Below are 20,056 nucleotides of genomic sequence, written 5' to 3'. Positions count from 1 at the left end.
GGGGGCGCTTTGGGCGAAGCTTTGCGCATTTTGCAAAGGCCGCCGCTTTTTTGCCCACTTTCGACGGTATTCGTGCTGAAAACGTGTCGCGAGCAACAAAAAGAGGAGGGCCGCATGCGCCTGAGAAAAACTTCGATCGTCGCCCTTGTCGCGGCGAGCTTCGTCGTCGCCCCGGTGGCGACCAGCCATTTCACCGGCGCGGATGCCGCGTTTGCCAAGAACGGCAATGGTGGTGGGAACGGTGGCGGCAATGGCGGTGGCCATGGCGGCGGCAACGGGGACGGCAACGGCCACGCGGGCGGCAAATCCGGCGCGGCGGGTAAATCCGCATCGGCCGGGCGTCCCACGAGCCCGGGCAATTCCGGCAAAGCTGCCACGCATGGCGGCGGCCCGGCGAAATTCCTCGACGATCTCTTCTCCGGCAAACTTAACAACAAGTCGCAACACACCAGCCGTTCCACCGTGAAGACGGCGTCGCGCGGTACGACCGCGACGAAGAAACGCTCGACCACCCCGACCGAATACGCGGTCAACGAGTCGCCGCGTCCGAACGGCAAGCCGAGCCTGAGCGAGGATGAGCTGCGCAATCACGGTGCGCTGGCCTCCGAGCTGAAAGGCCTGAATGCCGCCCATGCCAGCGCGACAGCGCTCGCCAACGCCTCGCCGAACAGCCAGGTGGGTCGGATTGCAGCCTATCGCGACACGGTTCTGGCTGCGGCCGAGGCCGAGCAGGACCTGACTGACGCGCAGGATGCGCTGGCGGCACTTGAATCGCAGGATGTCCGCAGCGTGGAGGATATCCAAACTGATATCGACGCGCTTGACCCCGAGGCGGAGGGCTATGATGCGCAGCTCGCGCCGCTGGAGGAAGAACTGGCGGCAGCGACGACCTATGAGGCCGATCTGGCCGCTGCGCAGCAGAAGGTCACCGATCTGGAAACCGAGATCGCGAACTCCGCTACGAACGAAAACGATGCGCTTCTCGCCGCCTCGAACGGTCGCGAGCTTTCGCCCGAGGCGCTCGCCTATCTGCACCAACTGCTTGACCTGCCCCCGCCGGAGACCGCGACGGCAGAGCCGCCCGCCGATGGCGATGTGGCGACCGGCGACGGCACGACCGGGGACGGCACCGTCGAAGGCGATCTCGCCGCGACCGGGGAAACCACCGATCCGCTCGTGGATTCGGCCACCGAGAGCTGATCTCGCTTAAAGCCGATGCGAAAGGGCCGTCCTTCGGGGGGGCCCTTGTTCATTGGAAAAAAAGCTTCTATTCCGTCGCGGAACAAGAAAACCGGGAGATGCCGTATGTCCGCGCCCAAGAAAGTCGTGCTTGCCTATTCGGGCGGCCTCGATACCTCGATCATCCTGAAATGGCTGCAGACCGAATACGGCTGCGAGGTCATCACCTACACCGCCGATCTCGGCCAAGGCGAGGAACTCGAGCCGGCGCGCAAGAAGGCAGAGATGCTCGGCATCAAACCCGAGAATATCCATATCCTAGACGCGCGCGAGGAATTCGTCCGCGATTTCGTCTTCCCGATGTTCCGCGCCAATGCGGTCTACGAGGGGCTCTATCTGCTGGGCACCTCGATCGCGCGCCCGCTGATCTCCAAGCATCTCGTCGAGATCGCGCATCAGCACGGCGCCGATGCGGTGGCGCATGGCGCGACCGGCAAGGGCAACGATCAGGTCCGCTTCGAGCTGTCGGCCTATGCGCTCGACCCGTCGATCAAGGTGATCGCGCCGTGGCGCGAATGGGATCTGTCCTCGCGCACCAAACTCTTGGAATTCGCCGAGGCCAACCAGATCCCGATCGCAAAGGACAAGCGCGGCGAAGCGCCTTTCTCGGTCGATGCGAACCTGCTTCACACCTCGTCCGAGGGGAAGGTGCTGGAAGACCCGGCAGATATGGCGCCCGATTACGTCTACCAGCGCACTGACGATCCGATCACGCAGGCTCCGAACGAGCCCGAATATATCGAGATCGGTTTCGAGAAGGGTGACGCGGTCTCGATCAACGGCGAGGCGACGTCGCCCGCGACGATCCTCACCAAGCTGAACGAATACGGCAAAAAGCACGGCATCGGCCGTCTCGATTTCGTCGAGAACCGCTTCGTCGGCATGAAGTCGCGCGGCGTCTACGAGACTCCCGGCGGCACGATCCTGCTGGAGGCCCACCGCGGCATCGAGCAGATCACGCTCGACAGCGGCGCGGGCCACCTGAAGGATTCGATCATGCCGCGCTATGCCGAGCTGATCTATAACGGCTTCTGGTTCTCGCCCGAGCGTGAGGCGCTGCAGGCGCTGATCGACAAGACGCAGGAATATGTCACCGGCACGGTGAAGCTGATGCTCTTCAAGGGCGCGGCCCGGACCGTGGCGCGCTGGTCGGATTATTCGCTCTATTCCGAGGCCCATGTGACCTTCGAGGAGGACGCAGGTGCCTACGATCAGAAAGACGCGGCGGGCTTCATCCAGCTCAACGCGCTGCGCCTGAAGCTGATCGCAACCCGCAACGCGCGAGTGAAGAAATGAGTTTTTCGCAGCCCAAGGCCGCCATTGTCACCGTCTCCGACCGCGCGTCCCGGGGCGAATACGAGGACAAGGGCGGTCCGGGTTGCGAGGACTATCTCCGCGGCGTGGTCACCTCGCCGCTGGAGATCGAGCGTCACATCATCCCCGATGGGCGCGAGAGCGTTGCGGCAAAGCTGCGCGAGCTGGTCGAGGCGGAAGCCGATCTGATCCTGATCACCGGCGGCACCGGTCCCGCGCCGCGCGACGAGACGCCCGAGGGCTGCTTCGACGTGATCGAGAAGGAACTCGCGGGCTTCGGCGAAGAAATGCGCCGCGCCTCGCTGCTCGAAGTGCCGACCGCCATTCTGTCGCGCCAGTCGGCAGGGATCGCGGGAAAATCGCTGATCATCATGGTGCCGGGAAAACCCTCGGCCATCGCGACCTGCCTCGATGCGGTCTTCGCCGCCGTGCCCTATTGCCTCGACCTGATCGGCGCGGGCTATATCGAGACCGATCCTGCCCGGATCAAAGCCTTCCGTCCGAAGAAGAAGTAAGAGGGGGCGCTGCCCCCGTCTCTTTCAGAGAGACCCCCGGGATATTTGACCCGGGGCGAAAATCACCTCTCTTCGTGTTGGCCGAAATATCCCGGGGTGAATGCCGAAGGCAGAGGGGCAGCGCCCCTTACCGCTTCACCGCTGCGATGGCGTAATTCACCGAAAGATCGCGCTCCGAGAGTGACCATGTCCACGCCAGCGGGTTGAACACCATTCCGCGGCGGTCGACCGGGTCGAGGCCTGCGTTGCGCGACAGCTCGTAAAGCTCGTCGGGCGTGACGAATTTCGACCATTCATGCGTGCCCACCGGCAGCCAGCGCATCACCCGCTCGGCGCCGATGATCGCGACCATGTAGCTTTTCGGATTGCGGTTCAGCGTCGAGCAGATCATCAGCCCGCCCGGCCTCATCAGGCTCTGGATAGTGTTCACGAAGCCCTGCGGATCGGCGACGTGTTCGATGATCTCCATCGCGAGGACGACATCGAATTGCTCACCCTTCGCGGCCAGATCTTCCGCCGCGCAATGGCGGTAATCGATTTCGAGCCCCGACTGTTCGGCATGCAGCCGCGCCACGGGGATATTTCGCTCGGCGGCATCCGCCCCCACGACCTCGGCCCCGAGCCGCGCCATCGGTTCGGACAGAAGCCCGCCGCCGCAGCCGATATCCAGCAGGCGCAGCCCCTCGAACGGGCGCGGCGCTTTCAGGTCACGACCGAACTGGGTGGCGATCTGGGTGGTGATGTAGTCGAGACGGCAGGGGTTGAGCATATGCAGCGGTTTGAACTTGCCGTTCGGATCCCACCATTCGGCGGCCATCGCTTCGAATTTGGCGACTTCGGACGGGTCGATGCTGTTTGCCGGATCTGCCATTGCTCTCCTCGCATTGATTTTAGGGCAGCCCATGGCGGGCGCGCCTTTTGCTCTATATAGTCCGGATATGGACAGAACTGCAGGGCAAAAGCGCGCATCGGGCGCCCATCTTTATCCGCCGATCGAGCCTTTCGATCAGCGCCGGATCGACGTGGGCGATGGCCATATTCTTTATGTCGAGCAATCCGGCCATCCCGAGGGCCAGCCAGTCGTCGTCTGCCACGGCGGACCGGGCGGCGGCTGCTCGCCGACGATGCGGCGATTCTTCGATCCGCAGCATTACCGGGTCATCCTGTTCGATCAGCGCGGCTGCGGCCTGTCGCGCCCGCATGCCAGCGTCGCCGACAACACGACATGGCATCTAATCGCGGATATGGAGCAGATCCGCCGGACGCTCGGCATCGACAGGTGGATGGTTTTCGGCGGCAGTTGGGGGGCGACACTGGCGTTGCTTTATGCGCAGGCGCATCCCGACCGGGCCTCGAACCTGATTCTTCGGGGCGTCTTTCTTGCGACGCGGGCGGAGCTCGACTGGTTCTACGGCGGCGGCGCGGGGAATTTCTATCCCGACCTCTGGGCGAATTTCCGGCGTCCGATTCCGGAGGACGAGCAGCACGATCTGATCGGCGCCTATCACAAGCGGCTCTTTTCGGGCGACTACATGGCCGAAGCGCGCTATGCGCGGCACTGGGCGATGTGGGAGAACGCGCTGGCGTCGGTGCGCTATGACGGTCCGCCGGGCGAAGCCTCGCCCGATTACGCGCGTGCCTTCGCGCGGCTCGAGAACCACTATTTCCAGAACGCGGCCTTCCTTGAAGAGGACGGCCAGATCCTGCGCGACCGCTACAAGATCGAGCATATCCCGACGACGATCGTGCAGGGGCGGCTCGACATGATCTGTCCGCCGACTTCGGCCTATCGGCTGGCGCAGGGCTGGGCGCTGGCGAAGCTTCAGCTGGTGCCGATGGCAGGACATGCGCTTTCCGAGCCGGGGATCACAGCCGGGCTTGTCCGCGCGATGGATGAGCTTAGATCCTGATCTGACACCGGATTTCCATCGAGGCCGCCATGACGCTCACCTATTTCCTGCTGTTTCTCGCGGCCTCTGCGGCTGCGGCTGCAACCGGCATCATCTTCAAGCCGGGCGAATGGTATGTCGGCTTGAAGAAGCCGGGCTTCACGCCGCCGAACTGGGTGTTTCCCGTGGCCTGGACTTATCTCTATGTCTCGGTCGCCTACGCTGCGGCGCGCATCGCCCCCGAGGCCGGAAGCCAGATCGCGCTTGCGCTGTTTGCGGTGCAGATCGCGCTGAACACGCTCTGGACGCCGGTGTTCTTCGGGGCGCATCGGTTGTGGCTCGGGCTCCTCGTCCTGATCTGTCTGTGGGTCGCCGTAGCGGCGATGATGCTGGCATTCCTGCAGCTCGATATGCTGGCCGGATTGCTGGTCTTCCCCTATCTCGTCTGGCTGACATTGGCGGGCGCGCTGAACTTCCGCGTCTGGCGCGACAACCCGAGGGCGGGTGCCCAAACCTGATTCCACTTGCGGAATCTGCGATACAGGACTATATCGCCTTCAACAGCGGCGCGCCGGGGTCCAAACCTGACGCCCACCGGAAACGTGTGACGGGCCGCAACGGCCCGTTTTTTGTTTTTGTAGGATCGGAAAGAGAGACATGACCGACCTGATCGCCAAGACCGCCATCGACCGGCGTCTGGCCGAGATCGTGACCCCCGTGATCGAGGGGCTGGGCTTCGAGCTCGTGCGGCTGCGGCTGCAGGGCGGCAAGACGGCCACGCTTCAGATCATGGCAGACCGCCCCGATGGCGGCATCGTCGTGGACGATTGCGCCGCGATCTCGACTGCCGTGTCCGCGGCCCTCGACGTGGAAGACCCGATCGAGGACAAATATACGCTCGAAGTGTCGTCGCCCGGCATCGATCGCCCGCTGACGCGCTTCAAGGATTTCGACATCTGGGAAGGCTACGAGGCGAAGATTGAGACTTCCGAGCAGATCGACGGGCGCAAGCGCTTCAAGGGTATCCTGCGCGGCACCGAAGGCTCGGAAATCCTGATCGAGCTGGACGAGAACGGCGAAGACGTCGTGATCGGCCTCCAGTTCGACTGGCTCGCAGATGCGAAGCTGGTGCTGACCGATGAGCTGATCGACGAGATGCTGCGCCAGAAGAAGGCGACCGAAGGCGTCGACGAAGCTGAATTTGACGAGATTGACGATTCCCCCGAGGAGGAGAACTGAGATGGCCATCACGGCAGCCAACCAGCTTGAGCTTCTGCAGACCGCCGAGGCGGTGGCGCGCGAAAAGATGATCGACCCGGATCTGGTGATCCAGGCGATGGAAGAGAGTCTCGCGCGTGCGGCGAAGTCGCGTTACGGCGCGGAGATGGACATCCGCGTCTCGATCGATCGCAAGACCGGCAAGGCGACCTTCACCCGTGTCCGCACCGTCGTCGAAGACGAGGATCTGGAGAACTATCAGGCCGAGCTGACCGTCGAGCAGGCGAAGCAGTATCTCGAAAATCCCTCGGTCGGCGATGAGATCGTCGACGAGGTGCCGCCGGTCGATCTGGGCCGCATCGCCGCGCAATCGGCCAAGCAGGTCATCCTGCAGAAGGTCCGCGAAGCCGAGCGTGATCGCCAGTACGAAGAGTTCAAGGACCGCGTCGGCACGATCATCAACGGCATCGTCAAGCGCGAGGAATACGGCAACATCATCGTCGATGTGGGCCGTGGCGAAGCGATTCTGCGCCGCAACGAGAAGATCGGCCGCGAGAGCTATCGCCCGAACGACCGTATCCGTGCCTATGTGAAAGACGTGCGCCGCGAGACCCGTGGCCCGCAGATCTTCCTCAGCCGCACCGCGCCGGAATTCATGGCCGAACTGTTCAAGATGGAAGTGCCGGAAATCTACGACGGCATCATCGAGATCAAGGCCGTGGCCCGCGATCCGGGTTCGCGCGCGAAGATCGGCGTCATCTCCTATGACAACTCGATCGATCCGGTCGGCGCCTGTGTCGGTATGCGCGGTTCGCGCGTACAGGCCGTCGTCGGCGAGCTTCAGGGCGAGAAGATCGACATCATCCCGTGGAACGAAGATCAGGCGACCTTCCTCGTGAACGCGCTGCAGCCGGCCGAAGTGTCGAAAGTGGTGATCGACGAGGAAGCGCAGAAGATCGAAGTCGTGGTGCCGGACGAGCAACTGTCGCTCGCCATCGGCCGCCGCGGTCAGAACGTGCGTCTGGCCTCGCAGCTGACCGGTCTCGACATCGACATCCTGACCGAGGCCGAGGAATCGGCACGCCGTCAGGCCGAATTCGCCGAGCGCACCAAGCTGTTCGTCGACGCGCTGGACCTCGACGAGTTCTTCGCGCAGCTCCTCGTGGCCGAGGGCTTCACCTCGCTCGAGGAAGTGGCCTATGTCGAGATGGACGAGCTGCTGTCGATCGAAGGCGTGGACGAGGACACCGCAGGCGAACTGCAGGCCCGTGCCCGCGACGTGATCGAAGAGCAGAACCGAAAGGCGCTGGAGGCGGCGAAGGAAATGGGCGTCGAGCAGTCGCTGTTCGACTTCGAAGGCCTGACCCCGCAGATGATCGAGGCGCTCGCGAAAGACGACGTCAAGACGCTGGAAGATTTCGCGACTTGCGCCGACTGGGAACTGGCCGGTGGCTGGACCACGGTCGACGGTCAGCGCGTGAAGGATGAAGGTCTGCTCGAGAAATTCGACGTGAGCCTCGAAGAGGCGCAGAACCTGATCATGACCGCGCGTATTCAGTTGGGCTGGGTTGACCCGTCCGAGCTGGAAGGCGACGCGGAAGACGAAGGCGAAGAGGAAACCGCGGAGGAGGCCGAGGCGTAAGCCTCGGTCCCGACCGGAGAGGAGCTTAGATGAGTCGCGGCGGAAAGCCGAAAAATCACGACGAGCCCGAACGGCGTTGCATCGTCACCGGCGATGTTCAGCCGAAGGCGGGGCTTGTCCGCTTCGTGGTCGGACCCGACGGGATGGTCTACCCGGACGTGGCGGGCAAGCTGCCCGGCCGCGGAATCTGGGTGACGTCCGATCGCGGCATCATCGAGACGGCGATGAAAAAGGGATTGTTCCCCCGTGCAGCCAAGCAGGCGGTCAAAACCCCTGAGAATCTGGTGGAATTGGTGGAACAGGCCCTTGCCTCTCGCGTTGTGGAGCTTATTTCTCTGGAGCGAAAGGCCGGCAAAGCGATTGTCGGCTTCGAGAAGGTCAAGAGCTGGCTGGCCGAGGGGCGCGCGAAAGTGCTGCTACAGGCAAGCGACGGCTCGGACAGGGGCAAGGGCAAGCTTTGGACGCCCGAAGGCGGGCGCTGGTTCGGCTGCCTCACCTCTCAGGAATTGGGTTTGGCATTCGGCCGCGATCGTGCGATACACGGCGCGCTTGCAGCCGGTGGCCTCACCCGGCGCGTAATTGAAGACGCATCGAGGCTTGCGGGCGTACGCAAGCAGGACGGCGGCAAGACCGCCATGAAGGATACGAAGACGGCATGAGCGATACGGACGGCAAAAAGACTCTCGGACTGGGCGGCGGGCGCCCCGGGCAGGTGAAGCAAAGCTTCTCGCACGGGCGCACTAAGAACGTCGTGGTCGAGACGAAAGGCAAGAAGCGGGTGCTGAACAAACCGGCGGCAGGCGCTGGTAAGGGCGGGGGCAACAAACCCTCCCTTGGCGATCCGTCGAAGCGCCCCGCCGGGATTTCCGACGCCGAGATGGAGCGTCGCCTGAAGGCGCTTCAGGCCGCGAAGGCGCGCGAGGCCGAAGAGGCCGCCGCCCGCGAGGCCGAGGAAAAAGCCCGCGAAGAAGAGCGCGAGCGTCGTCGCGCCGAGGCTGAGGCCAAGGAGCGCGAGGAGCGTGAACGCGAAGCGGCCCTGAAGGCCAAGGAAGAAGAGGACGAGCGCAAGAAGCGCGAGGCCGAACTTCGCGACAAGAAGAAAGAAGAGATCCGCAAGGGCGGACCGAAGAAAGATGCGCCGGTCGATCAGGCCGCGGTCGAAGCAGCGGCTGCCCGCGCCGAGACCAAGGGCGTCTCCTCCTCGGGTCCGCGCAAGACGGATCGCGAGCGTGACACGCGCAACGATCGCAACAACGATCGTAACAACAAGGGCAACGACCGCGGCAACCGCCGTTCGGGCAAGCTCTCCTTGAGCGATGCGCTTTCGGGTGGCGAAGGCCGCCAGCGTTCGCTTGCCGCGATGAAGCGCAAGCAGGAAAAAGCGCGCCAGAAGGCGATGGGCGGTACGCAGCGTGCTGAAAAGCAGTCCCGCGAAGTGCAGCTCCCCGAGACGATCATCGTGTCGGAGCTCGCCAACCGTATGGCGGAGCGCGCCGCGGATGTGGTCAAAACGCTCATGAAGATGGGCATGATGGTCACCGCGAACCAGACGCTCGACGCCGATACCGCCGAATATGTGATCGAGGAATTCGGTCATAAGGCCGTGCGCGTGTCGGATGCGGATGTCGAGCAAGTCATCGATCAGGTCGACGACAAGGAAGAAGATCTGCAGCCGCGCCCGCCGATCGTCACGATCATGGGTCACGTCGACCACGGCAAGACCTCGCTGCTCGACGCGATCCGCAAGGCGAACGTCGTCTCGGGTGAGGCAGGCGGGATCACGCAGCACATCGGCGCCTATCAGGTGCAGACCGAGAGCGGCGCGACGCTGTCCTTCCTGGATACGCCCGGCCACGCGGCCTTTACCTCGATGCGTGCACGCGGTGCGAATGTCACCGATATCGTGGTGCTCGTGGTGGCGGCCGATGACTCGGTGATGCCGCAGACCATCGAAGCGATCAATCACTCGAAGGCCGCTGGCGTTCCGATGATCGTCGCGATCAACAAGTGCGACAAGCCCGAGGCGAACGCCCAGAAGGTCCGCACCGAGCTTCTGCAGCACGAAGTCGTCGTCGAAGAGATGTCGGGTGACGTGCAGGACGTGGAAGTTTCGGCGAAGACTGGCAAGGGTCTCGACGAACTGCTCGAAGCGATCGCGCTTCAGGCCGAACTGCTCGAACTGAAGGCGAATCCCGATCGCGCCGCGCAAGGTGCGGTGATCGAGGCGAAGCTCGACGTTGGCCGTGGTCCGGTCGCGACGGTGCTGGTGCAGAATGGCACGCTGCGCAAAGGCGACATCTTCGTCGTCGGCGAGCAGTGGGGTAAGGTCCGCGCGCTGATCAACGACAAGGGCGACCGCGTCGATGAGGCCGGTCCGTCGGTTCCGGTCGAGGTGCTCGGCATCAACGGCACGCCCGAGGCTGGCGACGTTCTCAACGTCGTCGAGACCGAGGCGCAGGCCCGTGAGATCGCCGAATACCGCGAGCAGGCTGCGAAGGACAAACGCGCCGCTGCCGGTGCCGCGACGACGCTGGAACAGCTGATGGCGAAAGCCAAGGCCGACGAAAGCGTCACCGAACTGCCCGTGCTGGTGAAGGCCGACGTGCAGGGCTCGGCGGAAGCGATCGTTCAGGCGCTCGAGAAGGTCGGCAACGAAGAGGTGCGCGTCCGTGTGCTGCATTCGGGCGTCGGTGCAATCACCGAATCCGACATCACGCTGGCCGAGGCGTCCAACGCGCCGGTCATCGGGTTCAACGTTCGTGCCAATGCGCCTGCGCGCAACGCCGCGAACCAGAAGGGCGTCGAGATCCGCTACTACTCGATCATCTACGATCTGGTGGACGACATCAAAGCTGCCGCTTCGGGCCTCCTGTCGGCCGAGATTCGCGAACACTTCATCGGCTATGCCGAGATCCTCGAAGTGTTCAAGGTCACCGGCGTCGGCAAGGTTGCTGGTTGCCGCGTCACCGAGGGTGTCGCCCGTCGTTCGGCTGGCGTGCGCCTGCTGCGTGACAACGTGGTGATCCACGAAGGCACGCTGAAGACGCTCAAGCGCTTCAAGGACGAGGTCAAGGAAGTGCCCTCCGGTCAGGAATGCGGCATGGCCTTCGAGAAATACGACGATATCCGCCCCGGCGATGTCATCGAGATTTTCGAGCGCGAAGAGGTCGAGCGGACGCTCTGATCCTTCGGGACCATCCTACAGATATGAAAACGGGGGCCTTCGCGCCCCCGTTTTGCATTTGTGGTTATGATTTGCGGGCTCTGGGCGTGCGGTTCTTACTTTGCGCGCCCGCTAGAAGCGCAAGCTCTGGAGGATCCGCGACAAATAAGTGAACCGAGGCTGGGCAGGTGCGAGAGATTGCGGATAGGATCACGAAGGTTAATCGCGTCCGGACTCCGCTCAGAGCCAGTCGCGCAGAATGGGGATCAGCGGGATATCCGCTGGCGGCATCTCGTAATCGCGCAGATCGCGCGCCCGCGCCCAGGCGAGCGTTTGTCCCTCGCGGGGGCTGACAATCCCCTGCCACTTGCGGCAGGCAAAGAGCGGCATCAGCAGGTGAAAGTCGTCATAGGCGTGGCTGGCGAAGGTCAGCGGCGCGAGGCAGCTCTGATGGGTCTGGATGCCCAGTTCTTCGTCCAGCTCGCGGATCAGCGCGGCCTCGGGAGTCTCGCCCGGCTCGACCTTGCCACCGGGAAACTCCCACAGACCTGCCATCGACTTGCCCTCGGGGCGCTGTGCCAGAAGCACGCGCCCGTCGGCGTCGATCAGGGCGACGGCGGATACCAGAACCATCTTCACGAACGATAATCCGCGTTAATGTCGATGTAGCGGTGGGTGAGATCGCAGGTCCAGACCGATTTCGATGCGCGACCGACCCCGAGATCGACGCCAATCACCAACTCGTCATTCTTCATATAGGCGCTCGCGGTCTCCTCAGAGTAATCCGGCACGCGCCAGCCTTTCTCGGCCACCACCATGTCCCCGAAGGAAATCTTGAGCTTGTCGCGATCGGCCTCGGCCCCGGACTTGCCGACGGCCGCCACGACGCGGCCCCAGTTCGCGTCCTCGCCCGCGATTGCGGTCTTCACCAGCGGCGAATTCGCGATCGACATCGCGATCTTATGCGCGTCCTCGTTCGAGCGCGCCCGCGTCACGCGGATCTCGACGAACTTGGTGGCGCCTTCGCCGTCTTTCACGACCTGATGCGCGAGATCCATCATCACGCCGCGCAGACCGGCCTCGAACGCCTTCGCCGGCTCCGAGCGCAGATCGGCGATCTCGGCGGCGTCGGATTTCCCGGTCGCCGCGACGATCAGCGCATCCGAGGTTGACGTATCGCTGTCCACGGTGATCGCGTTGAACGTGTCATCCACCTGCCGCGACAGCATCTTTTGCAGCCGCGCCGGCGTGATTTTCGCATCGGTGAAGATATAGACCAGCATCGTCGCCATGTTCGGCGCGATCATCCCGGAGCCTTTCGCGATCCCGGCGATCTTGATCTTGCCGCCTTCGCCCTGAATTTCGGCAAAGGCGCCTTTGGGATAGGTATCGGTCGTCATGATCGCGCGGGCGGCATCCTCGATCCCGGCAGGGGAGAGGCGCTGCGTCAGGCTGTCGATCACCGCGACGATCTTGTCATGGGGAAGCGGCTCGCCAATGACGCCGGTGGAGGAGGAGAACACGCGGCTGATCGGCATGTCGAGCGCTTCGGCCACCGCTCCGGTGACCTTGTCGACGCTCTCCTGACCGCGTTTCCCGGTGAACGCGTTGGCATTGCCGGAGTTGACTATGATCGCGGCACCGGCGTCGTCCGGCGCGCGCATCGCAAGCTTTTCCTGACAATCGAGAACGCAGGCCGCGCGGGTGGAGGACGTGGTGAACACGCCCGCGATCGAAGCGCCCGGCGCAATCCGCGCCAGCATCACGTCGGTGCGGCCGGCATATTTGACCCCCGCCGCGGCGGAGGCGAATTCGACCCCCGCGATTTCCGGAAGATCGGGAAATTTCGCGGGGGCGAGCGGCGAGATCGTGACCGATTTCGCCTTGGTCTGTGCCGCAGGCGCGGCAGGGGCGGGCGCGTCGGAAAGGTCGGACTTCAGCGCCTTCACCTTGGCGCGGAGCTTTTTGACCTTGGCCTTCAGCTCCTTGGTGTCCTTCGACTTTTTCTTCGCCATCGCGCCCGCCTTTTGATCGATCAGTTGCTACCCAGGATGGACTGATCTTTCAGAACGCTCGGATCAATCCCGTCGGTCATCTTGTCGATTTTGGCTTCGTCCACAACAGCCTTTACGCGGTTTTGCACAGCCTCCTGGCGAATATCGCCCACCAGCTTCTTGCGCACATCGGCCAGTTTCGGGGCATCGACCATCTTGGTGCCGAGCAGCTTCACTACGTGCCAGCCGTATTGGGTCTGGATCGGACCGGCGACTTCGCCTTCCTTCATGCCCGCGACCTCGTCCGCGAAGGGCTTGACCATCGCGTCGAGCTTAAACCAGCCCAGATCGCCGCCATTCGCCGCAGCGCCATCGGTCGAGTTCTTCTTCGCCAGTTCCGCGAAGTCGGCGCCGTTATCGATCTCTTTCTTGATCTTCTCGGCCTCTTCCTTGGTTTTCACGATGATATGGGCGGCGTGATATTCCTTGGTCGGCTCGGCCTTGGCGTATTTCGCGTCATAGGCTTTCTGCACGGCTTCGTCGGTCACCGCCTTGTCGGCGGTGTAGTTGAGGAACGCACCCGACAGGTAAGCGCGCTTTTGCACTTCGAGGGCGATCTTATCGCGCTGGGTGATGCGCTTTTCCTCGAGCTGTGCGAGCGCGGTCTGCTGGATCAGCTGCTGCAGGACGCCGTCGAACAGCTTGTCGTCGGGGAGCTGCTGGTATTGTGCGGGCAGGCCGTCGCGCACGGTTTGCATCATGCCAAGCGTGATGTCCTGGCCATTGACGGTAGCCACGACAGTGTCGGCGCTCAGGTCGGTGCGCGGCTTGGCGGCGGTTTCCGATTTCGCGGTATCCCCAGCGGGTGCAGGCGCTTTTGCGTCCTCTGCCTGTGCGATTCCGGCAGTCATCGCGCAGATCGCTACGCTCGCAAGCAGTTTCGTCAGATTCGGCATCCTTGCCACTTCCTTTCTGCCGCGTCTTTAGGCGGCGTTGACACTCTGGCAGTCGCCCCTTACATCGCCAAGGGTCTGTAAGAGCCGTTTCGGCCTTGTTTCGCTAGCTCTTCTAGGCAAGCAAACCCTATGCGGCAAGGCACAGGGAATAACGATCTGGTCAGCTACCCTCGGAGATTACATGCTCGGCATCGGAACACTCGCGAAGAAGGTCTTCGGCACGTCGAATGATCGTAAGGTGAAATCGGTGCGCCCGCTGGTGGCCAAGATCAACGCGCTGGAGGAGGAATACGCAGCCCTCTCCGACGAACAGATCATCGAAAAGACGCGCGATTTTCAGCGCCGCGTGCAGGAAGAGGGCGAGAGCCTCGACAAGATCCTGCCCGAAGCCTTCGCCAACTGCCGCGAAGCCGCGAAGCGTGCACTCGGCCTGCGGGCCTTCGACGTGCAGCTAATCGGTGGCATCTTCCTGCATCAGGGCAACATCGCCGAGATGAAGACGGGCGAAGGGAAAACCCTCGTCGCGACCTTCCCGGCCTACCTGAACGCGCTGGCGGGCAAGGGCGTGCATGTCGTCACCGTGAACGACTATCTCGCGCGGCGCGACGCGGAATGGATGAGCAAGGTCTACGGTGCGCTGGGTCTGACCACCGGCGTCGTCGTGCCCTTCCAGGCCGAGCCCGAGAAGAAGCAGGCCTACGCCGCCGACATCACCTATTCTACGAATAACGAGCTCGGCTTCGATTATCTGCGCGACAACATGAAGACGTCGGTCGACCAGATGATGCAGCGCGGCCATTTCTACGCGATCATCGACGAGGTCGACTCGATCCTCATCGACGAGGCGCGCACGCCGCTGATCATCTCGGGCCCGTCCGACGACCGCTCGGAGCTGTATATCACGCTCGACAAGTTCATCCCGAGCCTGACCGAAGATCATTACACCATCGACGAGAAGGCCCGCACAGCGACCTTCACCGAAGAGGGCAACGACTTCCTCGAAAACCTCCTGCTGGAGGCAGGCGTGCTGCCCGAGGGGCAGTCGCTTTACGATCCGGAAAGCACGACCATCGTGCACCACGTGAACCAGGCCCTGCGCGCCCACAAGCTGTTCTTCAAGGATCAGAACTACGTCGTGCAATCGGGCGAGGTCGTGCTGATCGACGAATTCACTGGCCGCATGATGAAGGGGCGCCGCCTCTCGGAAGGGCTGCATCAGGCGATCGAAGCCAAGGAAGGCGTCGATATTCAGCCCGAGAACGTGACGCTCGCCTCGGTCACCTTCCAGAACTACTTCCGTCTCTACGAAAAGCTGGGCGGCATGACCGGCACCGCGGCCACCGAGGCCGAGGAATTCGCCGAGATCTACTCGCTGGGCGTGGTCGAGATTCCGACCAACCGTCCGATCGCGCGGAAAGACGAACATGACCGCGTCTACCGCACGGCGCAGGAGAAATACGACGCTGTCGTTGAGGCGATCAAGAAGGCCCACGAGAAGGGGCAGCCGATGCTGGTCGGCACCACCTCGATCGAGAAATCCGAGATGCTCTCGGATATGCTCAAGAAGGCCGGTATCAAGCACAACGTCCTCAACGCCCGTCAGCACGAGCAGGAAGCGACCATCGTCGCCGAGGCCGGTCGTCTGGGTGCGGTGACCATTGCGACCAACATGGCTGGCCGCGGCACTGACATTCAGCTCGGCGGTAATGTCGAGATGCGCGTTCAGGACGAACTCGCTGCGAATCCCGACGCCGATCCCGAAGAGGTCCGCAAGCGGATCGACGCGGCGACCGCCGAGGAAAAGGCGAAGGTTCTGGAAGCGGGCGGCCTGTTCGTTCTCGCGACCGAGCGCCACGAAAGCCGCCGCATCGACAACCAGCTGCGCGGCCGTTCGGGCCGTCAGGGTGACCCGGGCCGCTCGCTGTTCTTCCTGTCGCTGGAAGACGACCTGATGCGGATCTTCGGCTCCGACAAGCTCGATTCGGTCCTCTCGAAGCTGGGCATGAAAGAGGGCGAAGCGATCGTCCACCCGTGGGTGAACAAGTCGCTCGAGCGTGCGCAGGCGAAGGTCGAAGGCCGCAACTTCGACATCCGCAAGCAGCTTCTGAAATTCGATGACGTGATGAACGACCAGCGGAAAGCGGTCTTCTCGCAGCGTCGCGAAATCATGGAAACCGAAGAGGTCGGCGAGATCACCCGCGACATGCGCGTGCAAGTGATCGAAGATCTCGTGGACCGCTACATGCCGCCGAAATCCTATGCCGATCAATGGGATGTCGAAGGGATGCATCAGGCGGTGATCGAGCAGCTCAACCTCGACGTTCCGATCGCGGAATGGGCCGAGGAAGAGGGCGTCGATCAGGAGGTCGTCACCGAGCGTCTCGAAGAGGCGACCGATACGCTGATGGCCGAGAAAGCCGAAGCCTTCGGTGCCGACACGATGCAGATGATCGAAAAGCAGGTCCTGCTGCAGATCATCGACGCGAAATGGCGCGAACATCTGGTTACGCTCGATCAGCTGCGCCAGACCATCGGTTTCCGCGGTTATGCGCAGCGCGATCCGCTTTCGGAATTCAAGACCGAGGGCTTCCAGCTGTTCGAGATCATGCTCGACAGCTTGCGCTCGGACGTGACCCAGCAGCTGGCCCGCATTCGCCCGCTAACCGAAGAAGAGCAGGCGCAGATGATGCAAGCGCAACAGCAGCAGCTCGCGCCCGCCGAGGCGCCGGCGGCCGAGGCTGCGCCCGAGGTCGAGGTGGTGGGAGAGCCGCTGCCGGGCTTCGACGAGACCAATCCGGCAACCTGGGGCGAGCCGTCGCGGAACGATCCCTGCCCCTGCGGCTCGGGCAAAAAGTTCAAGCATTGCCACGGGCAGCTCGTTTGACACAACTCTGACGAGAATATGGCAAAGTTGAGGCGGCTTCGGCCGCCTTTTCCATATCTTGTTGGAGTCGTTGACTCTCTTGGCAGGGTGACCCCACCCAAAGCCAGCTATGGGTGCACGATTTCCCCAATCGCGCCCCAGCTTCGCCGCTTTCGGCCATTAGGAAAAAATTAAGCAGTTTTCTAAGACCGAGTTCGAGGCGGCGATGCGCACCATTCGCAAGATTTCCATGATCGGAGCGACATTCCTGCTCGCCGCCGCGACTGGTCATGTGATGCAAAGCGTGGGCCCGCGTCCGCAACTCGGTGCGTCTTTGGTCGCCAGCTCGGTCGGAAGCGAGTCCTGGGAAAAGCGTGCCGCGCCGCCCCGCGAAGAGCCGAAGGTCCGGCTGATTTCGAAAACCGTGCTGCGCAATCCTCCGGTCTATCATTTTGCGGCCGATCCCGGCGTCGGGATCGTTCCGGCGACTGTGCGCACCTCTGGCGACCAGTTCAACGCGCCTCTGCCGCAACCGATGCCGCTGAAAACCGGTGCCGCCGATTGCGACAACCCGGTGCTGTCGGTGAGCCCAGTCGGAGACGGCTTGACCAAGCTGGAACTGAACGCGCCGTGCCATCCCGATACGAATCTGGCGATCCGTGACGAATCGCTCTCGATCGCGGGACAAACGGATGCGTCGGGGGTTTTCGAGGCGGTGCTGCCGCTTCTCGCGCCCACGACATCGCTGCAAGTCACTGCTGGCGGTGCGATGATCGCGCAGCTGGAAGCCGGAGCCTCCGGCCTTGATAAGATCAACCGGGCGATCTGGGTGACGAAGGCCGAGAGCCCTTTGCATCTCAACGCCTATGAGAACGGCGCGCAGTTCGACGACGCTGGCCACCTCGACGCGACGAAGCCGCGTTCGCCGGACACGTCGCTGGGCGGGTATATGCAAAGCTTCACCGCCGCCGATGGCAAGCGCATCGAAATCTATACTGCGCCCAAGACCCTTACAGATCTCCGGCTGCAATTGGAGGCGAGTTTTTTGCCCGAGGATTGCGGTAAATCCGTCGGCGGGCGTCTGATGCGGATGCATGGCACGGGGACTGCCGCGATGCCGATCACGCTCGATCTGCCCGCTTGCCCCTCCGAGGGCGGCACGGTGGTTCTGCCGCTTGACGGGTTCGAATCTCAGGGCCTGACCGCTCAAAAGTAACCCTCCGAGCGTAGGCTGATCTCGCAACCCTTTCCGAGGATCAGGTGATCATGAAGCACGATGCCGAAGAGCTTCGCTGCCTCGTCGATCTGTCGGGTCAGGACGATGTCCGCCTCTGACGGAGTCGGATCGCCAGAGGGATGATTATGGACGAGGATCAGCGCCGAGGCATTTGCCTCCAGCGCACGCTTCATCACCTCGCGCGGATAGACCGGGACGTGATCGACCGTGCCGCGGCCCTGTTCCTCATCCGCGATCAGCGCGTTTTTCCGATCCAGCAGCAGCAGGCGGAATTGCTCCGTCTCGGCATGGGACATCGCCATGTGGCAGTAATCGACAAGCGCCTGCCACGAACTGAGCACGGGGCGATGCATTACCTTCGACCGCGCGAGCCTTTGTGCTGACGCCTCGACCAGCTTCAACTCGATCACCACAGCCTCCCCGACGCCGGTCACCTGTCGCAGTCGGTTCGGCGGGGCGGAGATCACCCGCCCGAAATCGCCAAAGGTCTGGATCAGGCGGCGGGCGAGGGGCTTCACATCCTGCCGGGGAATGGCGCGAAACAGCACCAGTTCGAGCAGTTCGTAATCGGGCAAGGCCTGCGCGCCGCCTTCCATGAACCGCGTGCGCAGCCGGTTCCGGTGGTCGCGCAGATAGGAAGGTTTGGACGCACGCGGCGGCGGACGGACCGCAGTCCCGCTGGCAAACAGCGGCAGCGGAGGCTCCTCCATATGATGGGGCGTCTGGTCCATGAAACAGACCATGAACGATTCGGATTGAAGAAAGCCTTAATCGCCCTCGGTCAGACCAAGAAAAAAGGCGCCCGAAGGCGCCTTTCCTATGTTTGTCACTGGGTCATGCCATCCCAGAAGCTTTTGACTTTCTTAAAGAAACTCGCACCTTCCGGGTTGTTCTCGGCTTCGATCCCCTGGAACTCCTTGAGGATTTCCTTCTGCCGTGCGGTCAGGTTCACCGGGGTTTCGACGGCCAGTTCGATGAACATGTCGCCGGATCCGCCGCCGCGCAGCGCGGGCATACCCTTGCCGCGAAGGCGCATCTGGCGGCCCGATTGGCTGCCTGCCGGGATTTTAACGCGGCTGCGGCCACCGTCTATCGTCGGCACCTCGACCTCGCCCCCAAGGGCTGCGGTCGCCATGCTGACCGGCACGCGGCAATGCAGATCGGTGCCTTCGCGTTCGAAGATCGCGTGCGGCTGGACCTCGATGAAGATGTAGAGATCGCCTGACGGACCACCACGCAGCCCCGCCTCGCCTTCGCCGGCGTGACGGATGCGGGTGCCGGTCTCGACCCCCGGAGGGATGTTGACCTGAAGCTGGCGATCGACCTCCACGCGGCCTGCGCCATGGCAGACCTTGCAGGGGTTCTTCACCACCTGACCCTGACCACCGCAGGTCGGGCAGGTCCGCTCTACCGTGAAGAAGCCGTTCTGCGCGCGCACCTTGCCCAGACCGGAACAGGTCGGACAGGTCTGAGGCTCGGAGCCGCCCTCCGCGCCGGAGCCGTTACACGCCGTACAGGCGGCCGAGCTCGGCACGTTGATCGTCTTGTGGGTGCCGCGATACGCCTCTTCGAGCGTGACGCGCATGTTGTAGCGCAGGTCGGAGCCTCGCTGTGCGCGCGAACGCCCACCGCCGGGACCGCCTCTGCCGCCGCCCATGAAGTCGCCGAACAGGTCTTCGAAGACGTCGGAGAAGGCCGAGGCGAAGTCGCCCTGACCGCCCGCGCCGCCATAACCGCCGCCCGGACGCCCGCCGCCCATGCCGCCTTCGAACGCCGCATGACCGAACCGGTCGTAAGCCGCCTTCTTCTCGGCGTCCTTGAGGACGTCATAAGCCTCGTTCACTTCCTTGAACTGGGCCTCGGCATCGGGATTGTCGGAATTGCGATCGGGATGAAGCTCTTTCGCCTTCTTGCGATAGGCTTTCTTGATCTCTTCGGCCGAGGCGCCTTTGGCAGTTCCCAGAACGTCGTAATAGTCGCGTTTTGCCATTGGTTACCCCCTTGGCGGAACGCAGGCGGGCCCGCC

Annotated in this window: 17 protein-coding genes; 11 read left to right on the top strand and 6 right to left on the bottom strand. The window is 63.1% G+C overall.

Annotation, left to right across the window (positions count from 1 at the left end; translation table 11 throughout):
• The first annotated feature begins 114 nt into the window (after nucleotides 1-114).
• The 3 genes from B6V72_RS09945 (at nucleotide 115) to mog (ending at nucleotide 3,068) form a co-directional block, all read left to right on the top strand.
• On the top strand, nucleotides 115-1,200 hold the full coding sequence (locus tag B6V72_RS09945) for a hypothetical protein (RefSeq protein ID WP_088735466.1): 1,086 nt from the start codon (nucleotides 115-117) through the stop codon (nucleotides 1,198-1,200).
• A 105-nt stretch (nucleotides 1,201-1,305) separates the two neighbouring features.
• Entirely contained in the window at nucleotides 1,306-2,535 is a 1,230-nt protein-coding gene (locus B6V72_RS09940) for an argininosuccinate synthase (protein ID WP_088735465.1), read from the top strand.
• Entirely contained in the window at nucleotides 2,532-3,068 is a 537-nt protein-coding gene (mog, locus tag B6V72_RS09935; RefSeq protein ID WP_075775223.1) for a molybdopterin adenylyltransferase, read from the top strand. The genes B6V72_RS09940 and mog overlap by 4 nt, the downstream gene beginning before the upstream one ends.
• Before the next feature lie 127 nt (nucleotides 3,069-3,195).
• Here the strand turns inward: mog and ubiG are convergent, their stop codons facing one another.
• Entirely contained in the window at nucleotides 3,196-3,939 is a 744-nt protein-coding gene (gene ubiG, locus B6V72_RS09930; RefSeq protein ID WP_075775224.1) for a bifunctional 2-polyprenyl-6-hydroxyphenol methylase/3-demethylubiquinol 3-O-methyltransferase UbiG, read from the bottom strand.
• Between the two features lie 67 nt (nucleotides 3,940-4,006).
• Between ubiG and pip the strand changes: the two genes are divergently transcribed.
• From pip to infB, 6 genes are all read left to right on the top strand, one after another.
• Nucleotides 4,007-4,978 carry a prolyl aminopeptidase gene (pip, locus tag B6V72_RS09925; protein WP_088735464.1) on the top strand — a complete coding sequence of 324 codons (972 nt, stop codon included), beginning with the start codon at nucleotides 4,007-4,009 and terminating at the stop codon, nucleotides 4,976-4,978.
• A gap of 29 nt (nucleotides 4,979-5,007) precedes the next feature.
• Nucleotides 5,008-5,475, top strand: a complete 468-nt coding sequence (locus B6V72_RS09920; protein ID WP_088719891.1) for a TspO/MBR family protein — start codon at nucleotides 5,008-5,010, stop codon at nucleotides 5,473-5,475.
• Nucleotides 5,476-5,614: 139 nt separating this feature from the next.
• Nucleotides 5,615-6,196, top strand: coding sequence for a ribosome maturation factor RimP (rimP, locus tag B6V72_RS09915; protein WP_075775227.1), 582 nt, complete (start codon nucleotides 5,615-5,617; stop codon nucleotides 6,194-6,196).
• Nucleotide 6,197: 1 nt separating this feature from the next.
• Entirely contained in the window at nucleotides 6,198-7,817 is a 1,620-nt protein-coding gene (gene nusA, locus B6V72_RS09910) for a transcription termination factor NusA (RefSeq protein WP_075775228.1), read from the top strand.
• Between the two features lie 29 nt (nucleotides 7,818-7,846).
• A complete protein-coding gene (locus B6V72_RS09905; RefSeq protein WP_088735463.1) occupies nucleotides 7,847-8,476 on the top strand; it encodes an RNA-binding protein in 630 nt (209 codons plus the stop codon).
• On the top strand, nucleotides 8,473-11,001 hold the full coding sequence (gene infB, locus B6V72_RS09900; RefSeq protein ID WP_075775230.1) for a translation initiation factor IF-2: 2,529 nt from the start codon (nucleotides 8,473-8,475) through the stop codon (nucleotides 10,999-11,001). The genes B6V72_RS09905 and infB overlap by 4 nt, the downstream gene beginning before the upstream one ends.
• A gap of 219 nt (nucleotides 11,002-11,220) precedes the next feature.
• On the opposite strand, the gene mutT is transcribed toward infB, so the two are convergent.
• Genes mutT through B6V72_RS09885 form a run of 3 tightly spaced genes read right to left on the bottom strand, consistent with a single transcriptional unit; the run spans nucleotide 11,221 to nucleotide 13,930 of the window.
• Nucleotides 11,221-11,619, bottom strand: coding sequence for an 8-oxo-dGTP diphosphatase MutT (gene mutT, locus B6V72_RS09895; protein ID WP_075775231.1), 399 nt, complete (start codon nucleotides 11,617-11,619; stop codon nucleotides 11,221-11,223).
• A complete protein-coding gene (gene argJ, locus B6V72_RS09890) occupies nucleotides 11,616-12,995 on the bottom strand; it encodes a bifunctional glutamate N-acetyltransferase/amino-acid acetyltransferase ArgJ (RefSeq protein WP_088735462.1) in 1,380 nt (459 codons plus the stop codon). Before argJ ends, mutT begins: the two co-directional genes overlap by 4 nt.
• A gap of 20 nt (nucleotides 12,996-13,015) precedes the next feature.
• A complete protein-coding gene (locus B6V72_RS09885; RefSeq protein WP_075775232.1) occupies nucleotides 13,016-13,930 on the bottom strand; it encodes a peptidylprolyl isomerase in 915 nt (304 codons plus the stop codon).
• A 181-nt stretch (nucleotides 13,931-14,111) separates the two neighbouring features.
• On the opposite strand from B6V72_RS09885, the gene secA reads away from it, so the two are divergent.
• Entirely contained in the window at nucleotides 14,112-16,814 is a 2,703-nt protein-coding gene (gene secA / locus B6V72_RS09880; protein ID WP_088725240.1) for a preprotein translocase subunit SecA, read from the top strand.
• A gap of 205 nt (nucleotides 16,815-17,019) precedes the next feature.
• Nucleotides 17,020-18,009 carry a hypothetical protein gene (locus B6V72_RS09875; protein WP_088735461.1) on the top strand — a complete coding sequence of 330 codons (990 nt, stop codon included), beginning with the start codon at nucleotides 17,020-17,022 and terminating at the stop codon, nucleotides 18,007-18,009.
• Here the strand turns inward: B6V72_RS09875 and radC are convergent.
• Together radC and dnaJ are read right to left on the bottom strand one after the other, a co-directional pair.
• A complete protein-coding gene (radC, locus tag B6V72_RS09870; protein WP_088735580.1) occupies nucleotides 18,000-18,761 on the bottom strand; it encodes a DNA repair protein RadC in 762 nt (253 codons plus the stop codon). The two genes, B6V72_RS09875 and radC, sit on opposite strands and share 10 nt — an antisense overlap.
• A gap of 95 nt (nucleotides 18,762-18,856) precedes the next feature.
• Nucleotides 18,857-20,020 carry a molecular chaperone DnaJ gene (dnaJ, locus tag B6V72_RS09865; RefSeq protein ID WP_075775235.1) on the bottom strand — a complete coding sequence of 388 codons (1,164 nt, stop codon included), beginning with the start codon at nucleotides 20,018-20,020 and terminating at the stop codon, nucleotides 18,857-18,859.
• Nucleotides 20,021-20,056: the final 36 nt, after the last annotated feature.

The sequence above is a fragment of the Thioclava sp. F34-6 genome (assembly GCF_002213235.1).
In the GTDB taxonomy this organism is placed as follows: domain Bacteria; phylum Pseudomonadota; class Alphaproteobacteria; order Rhodobacterales; family Rhodobacteraceae; genus Thioclava; species Thioclava nitratireducens.
The sequence above is the reverse complement of the archived record's forward strand: the minus strand, read 5'-3'. Positions and strand labels throughout refer to the sequence as shown.

Bases quoted from the DNA above. Each gene is read 5' to 3' on its own strand.
- B6V72_RS09945 (WP_088735466.1), top strand. From the start codon at position 115: ATGCGCCTGAGAAAAACTTCGATCGTCGCCCTTGTCGCGGCGAGCTTC.
- B6V72_RS09940 (WP_088735465.1), top strand. From the start codon at position 1,306: ATGTCCGCGCCCAAGAAAGTCGTGCTTGCCTATTCGGGCGGCCTCGAT.
- mog (WP_075775223.1), top strand. From the start codon at position 2,532: ATGAGTTTTTCGCAGCCCAAGGCCGCCATTGTCACCGTCTCCGACCGC.
- ubiG (WP_075775224.1), bottom strand. From the start codon at position 3,939: ATGGCAGATCCGGCAAACAGCATCGACCCGTCCGAAGTCGCCAAATTC.
- pip (WP_088735464.1), top strand. From the start codon at position 4,007: ATGGACAGAACTGCAGGGCAAAAGCGCGCATCGGGCGCCCATCTTTAT.
- B6V72_RS09920 (WP_088719891.1), top strand. From the start codon at position 5,008: ATGACGCTCACCTATTTCCTGCTGTTTCTCGCGGCCTCTGCGGCTGCG.
- rimP (WP_075775227.1), top strand. From the start codon at position 5,615: ATGACCGACCTGATCGCCAAGACCGCCATCGACCGGCGTCTGGCCGAG.
- nusA (WP_075775228.1), top strand. From the start codon at position 6,198: ATGGCCATCACGGCAGCCAACCAGCTTGAGCTTCTGCAGACCGCCGAG.
- B6V72_RS09905 (WP_088735463.1), top strand. From the start codon at position 7,847: ATGAGTCGCGGCGGAAAGCCGAAAAATCACGACGAGCCCGAACGGCGT.
- infB (WP_075775230.1), top strand. From the start codon at position 8,473: ATGAGCGATACGGACGGCAAAAAGACTCTCGGACTGGGCGGCGGGCGC.
- argJ (WP_088735462.1), bottom strand. From the start codon at position 12,995: ATGGCGAAGAAAAAGTCGAAGGACACCAAGGAGCTGAAGGCCAAGGTC.
- B6V72_RS09885 (WP_075775232.1), bottom strand. From the start codon at position 13,930: ATGCCGAATCTGACGAAACTGCTTGCGAGCGTAGCGATCTGCGCGATG.
- secA (WP_088725240.1), top strand. From the start codon at position 14,112: ATGCTCGGCATCGGAACACTCGCGAAGAAGGTCTTCGGCACGTCGAAT.
- B6V72_RS09875 (WP_088735461.1), top strand. From the start codon at position 17,020: ATGCGCACCATTCGCAAGATTTCCATGATCGGAGCGACATTCCTGCTC.
- radC (WP_088735580.1), bottom strand. From the start codon at position 18,761: ATGGACCAGACGCCCCATCATATGGAGGAGCCTCCGCTGCCGCTGTTT.
- dnaJ (WP_075775235.1), bottom strand. From the start codon at position 20,020: ATGGCAAAACGCGACTATTACGACGTTCTGGGAACTGCCAAAGGCGCC.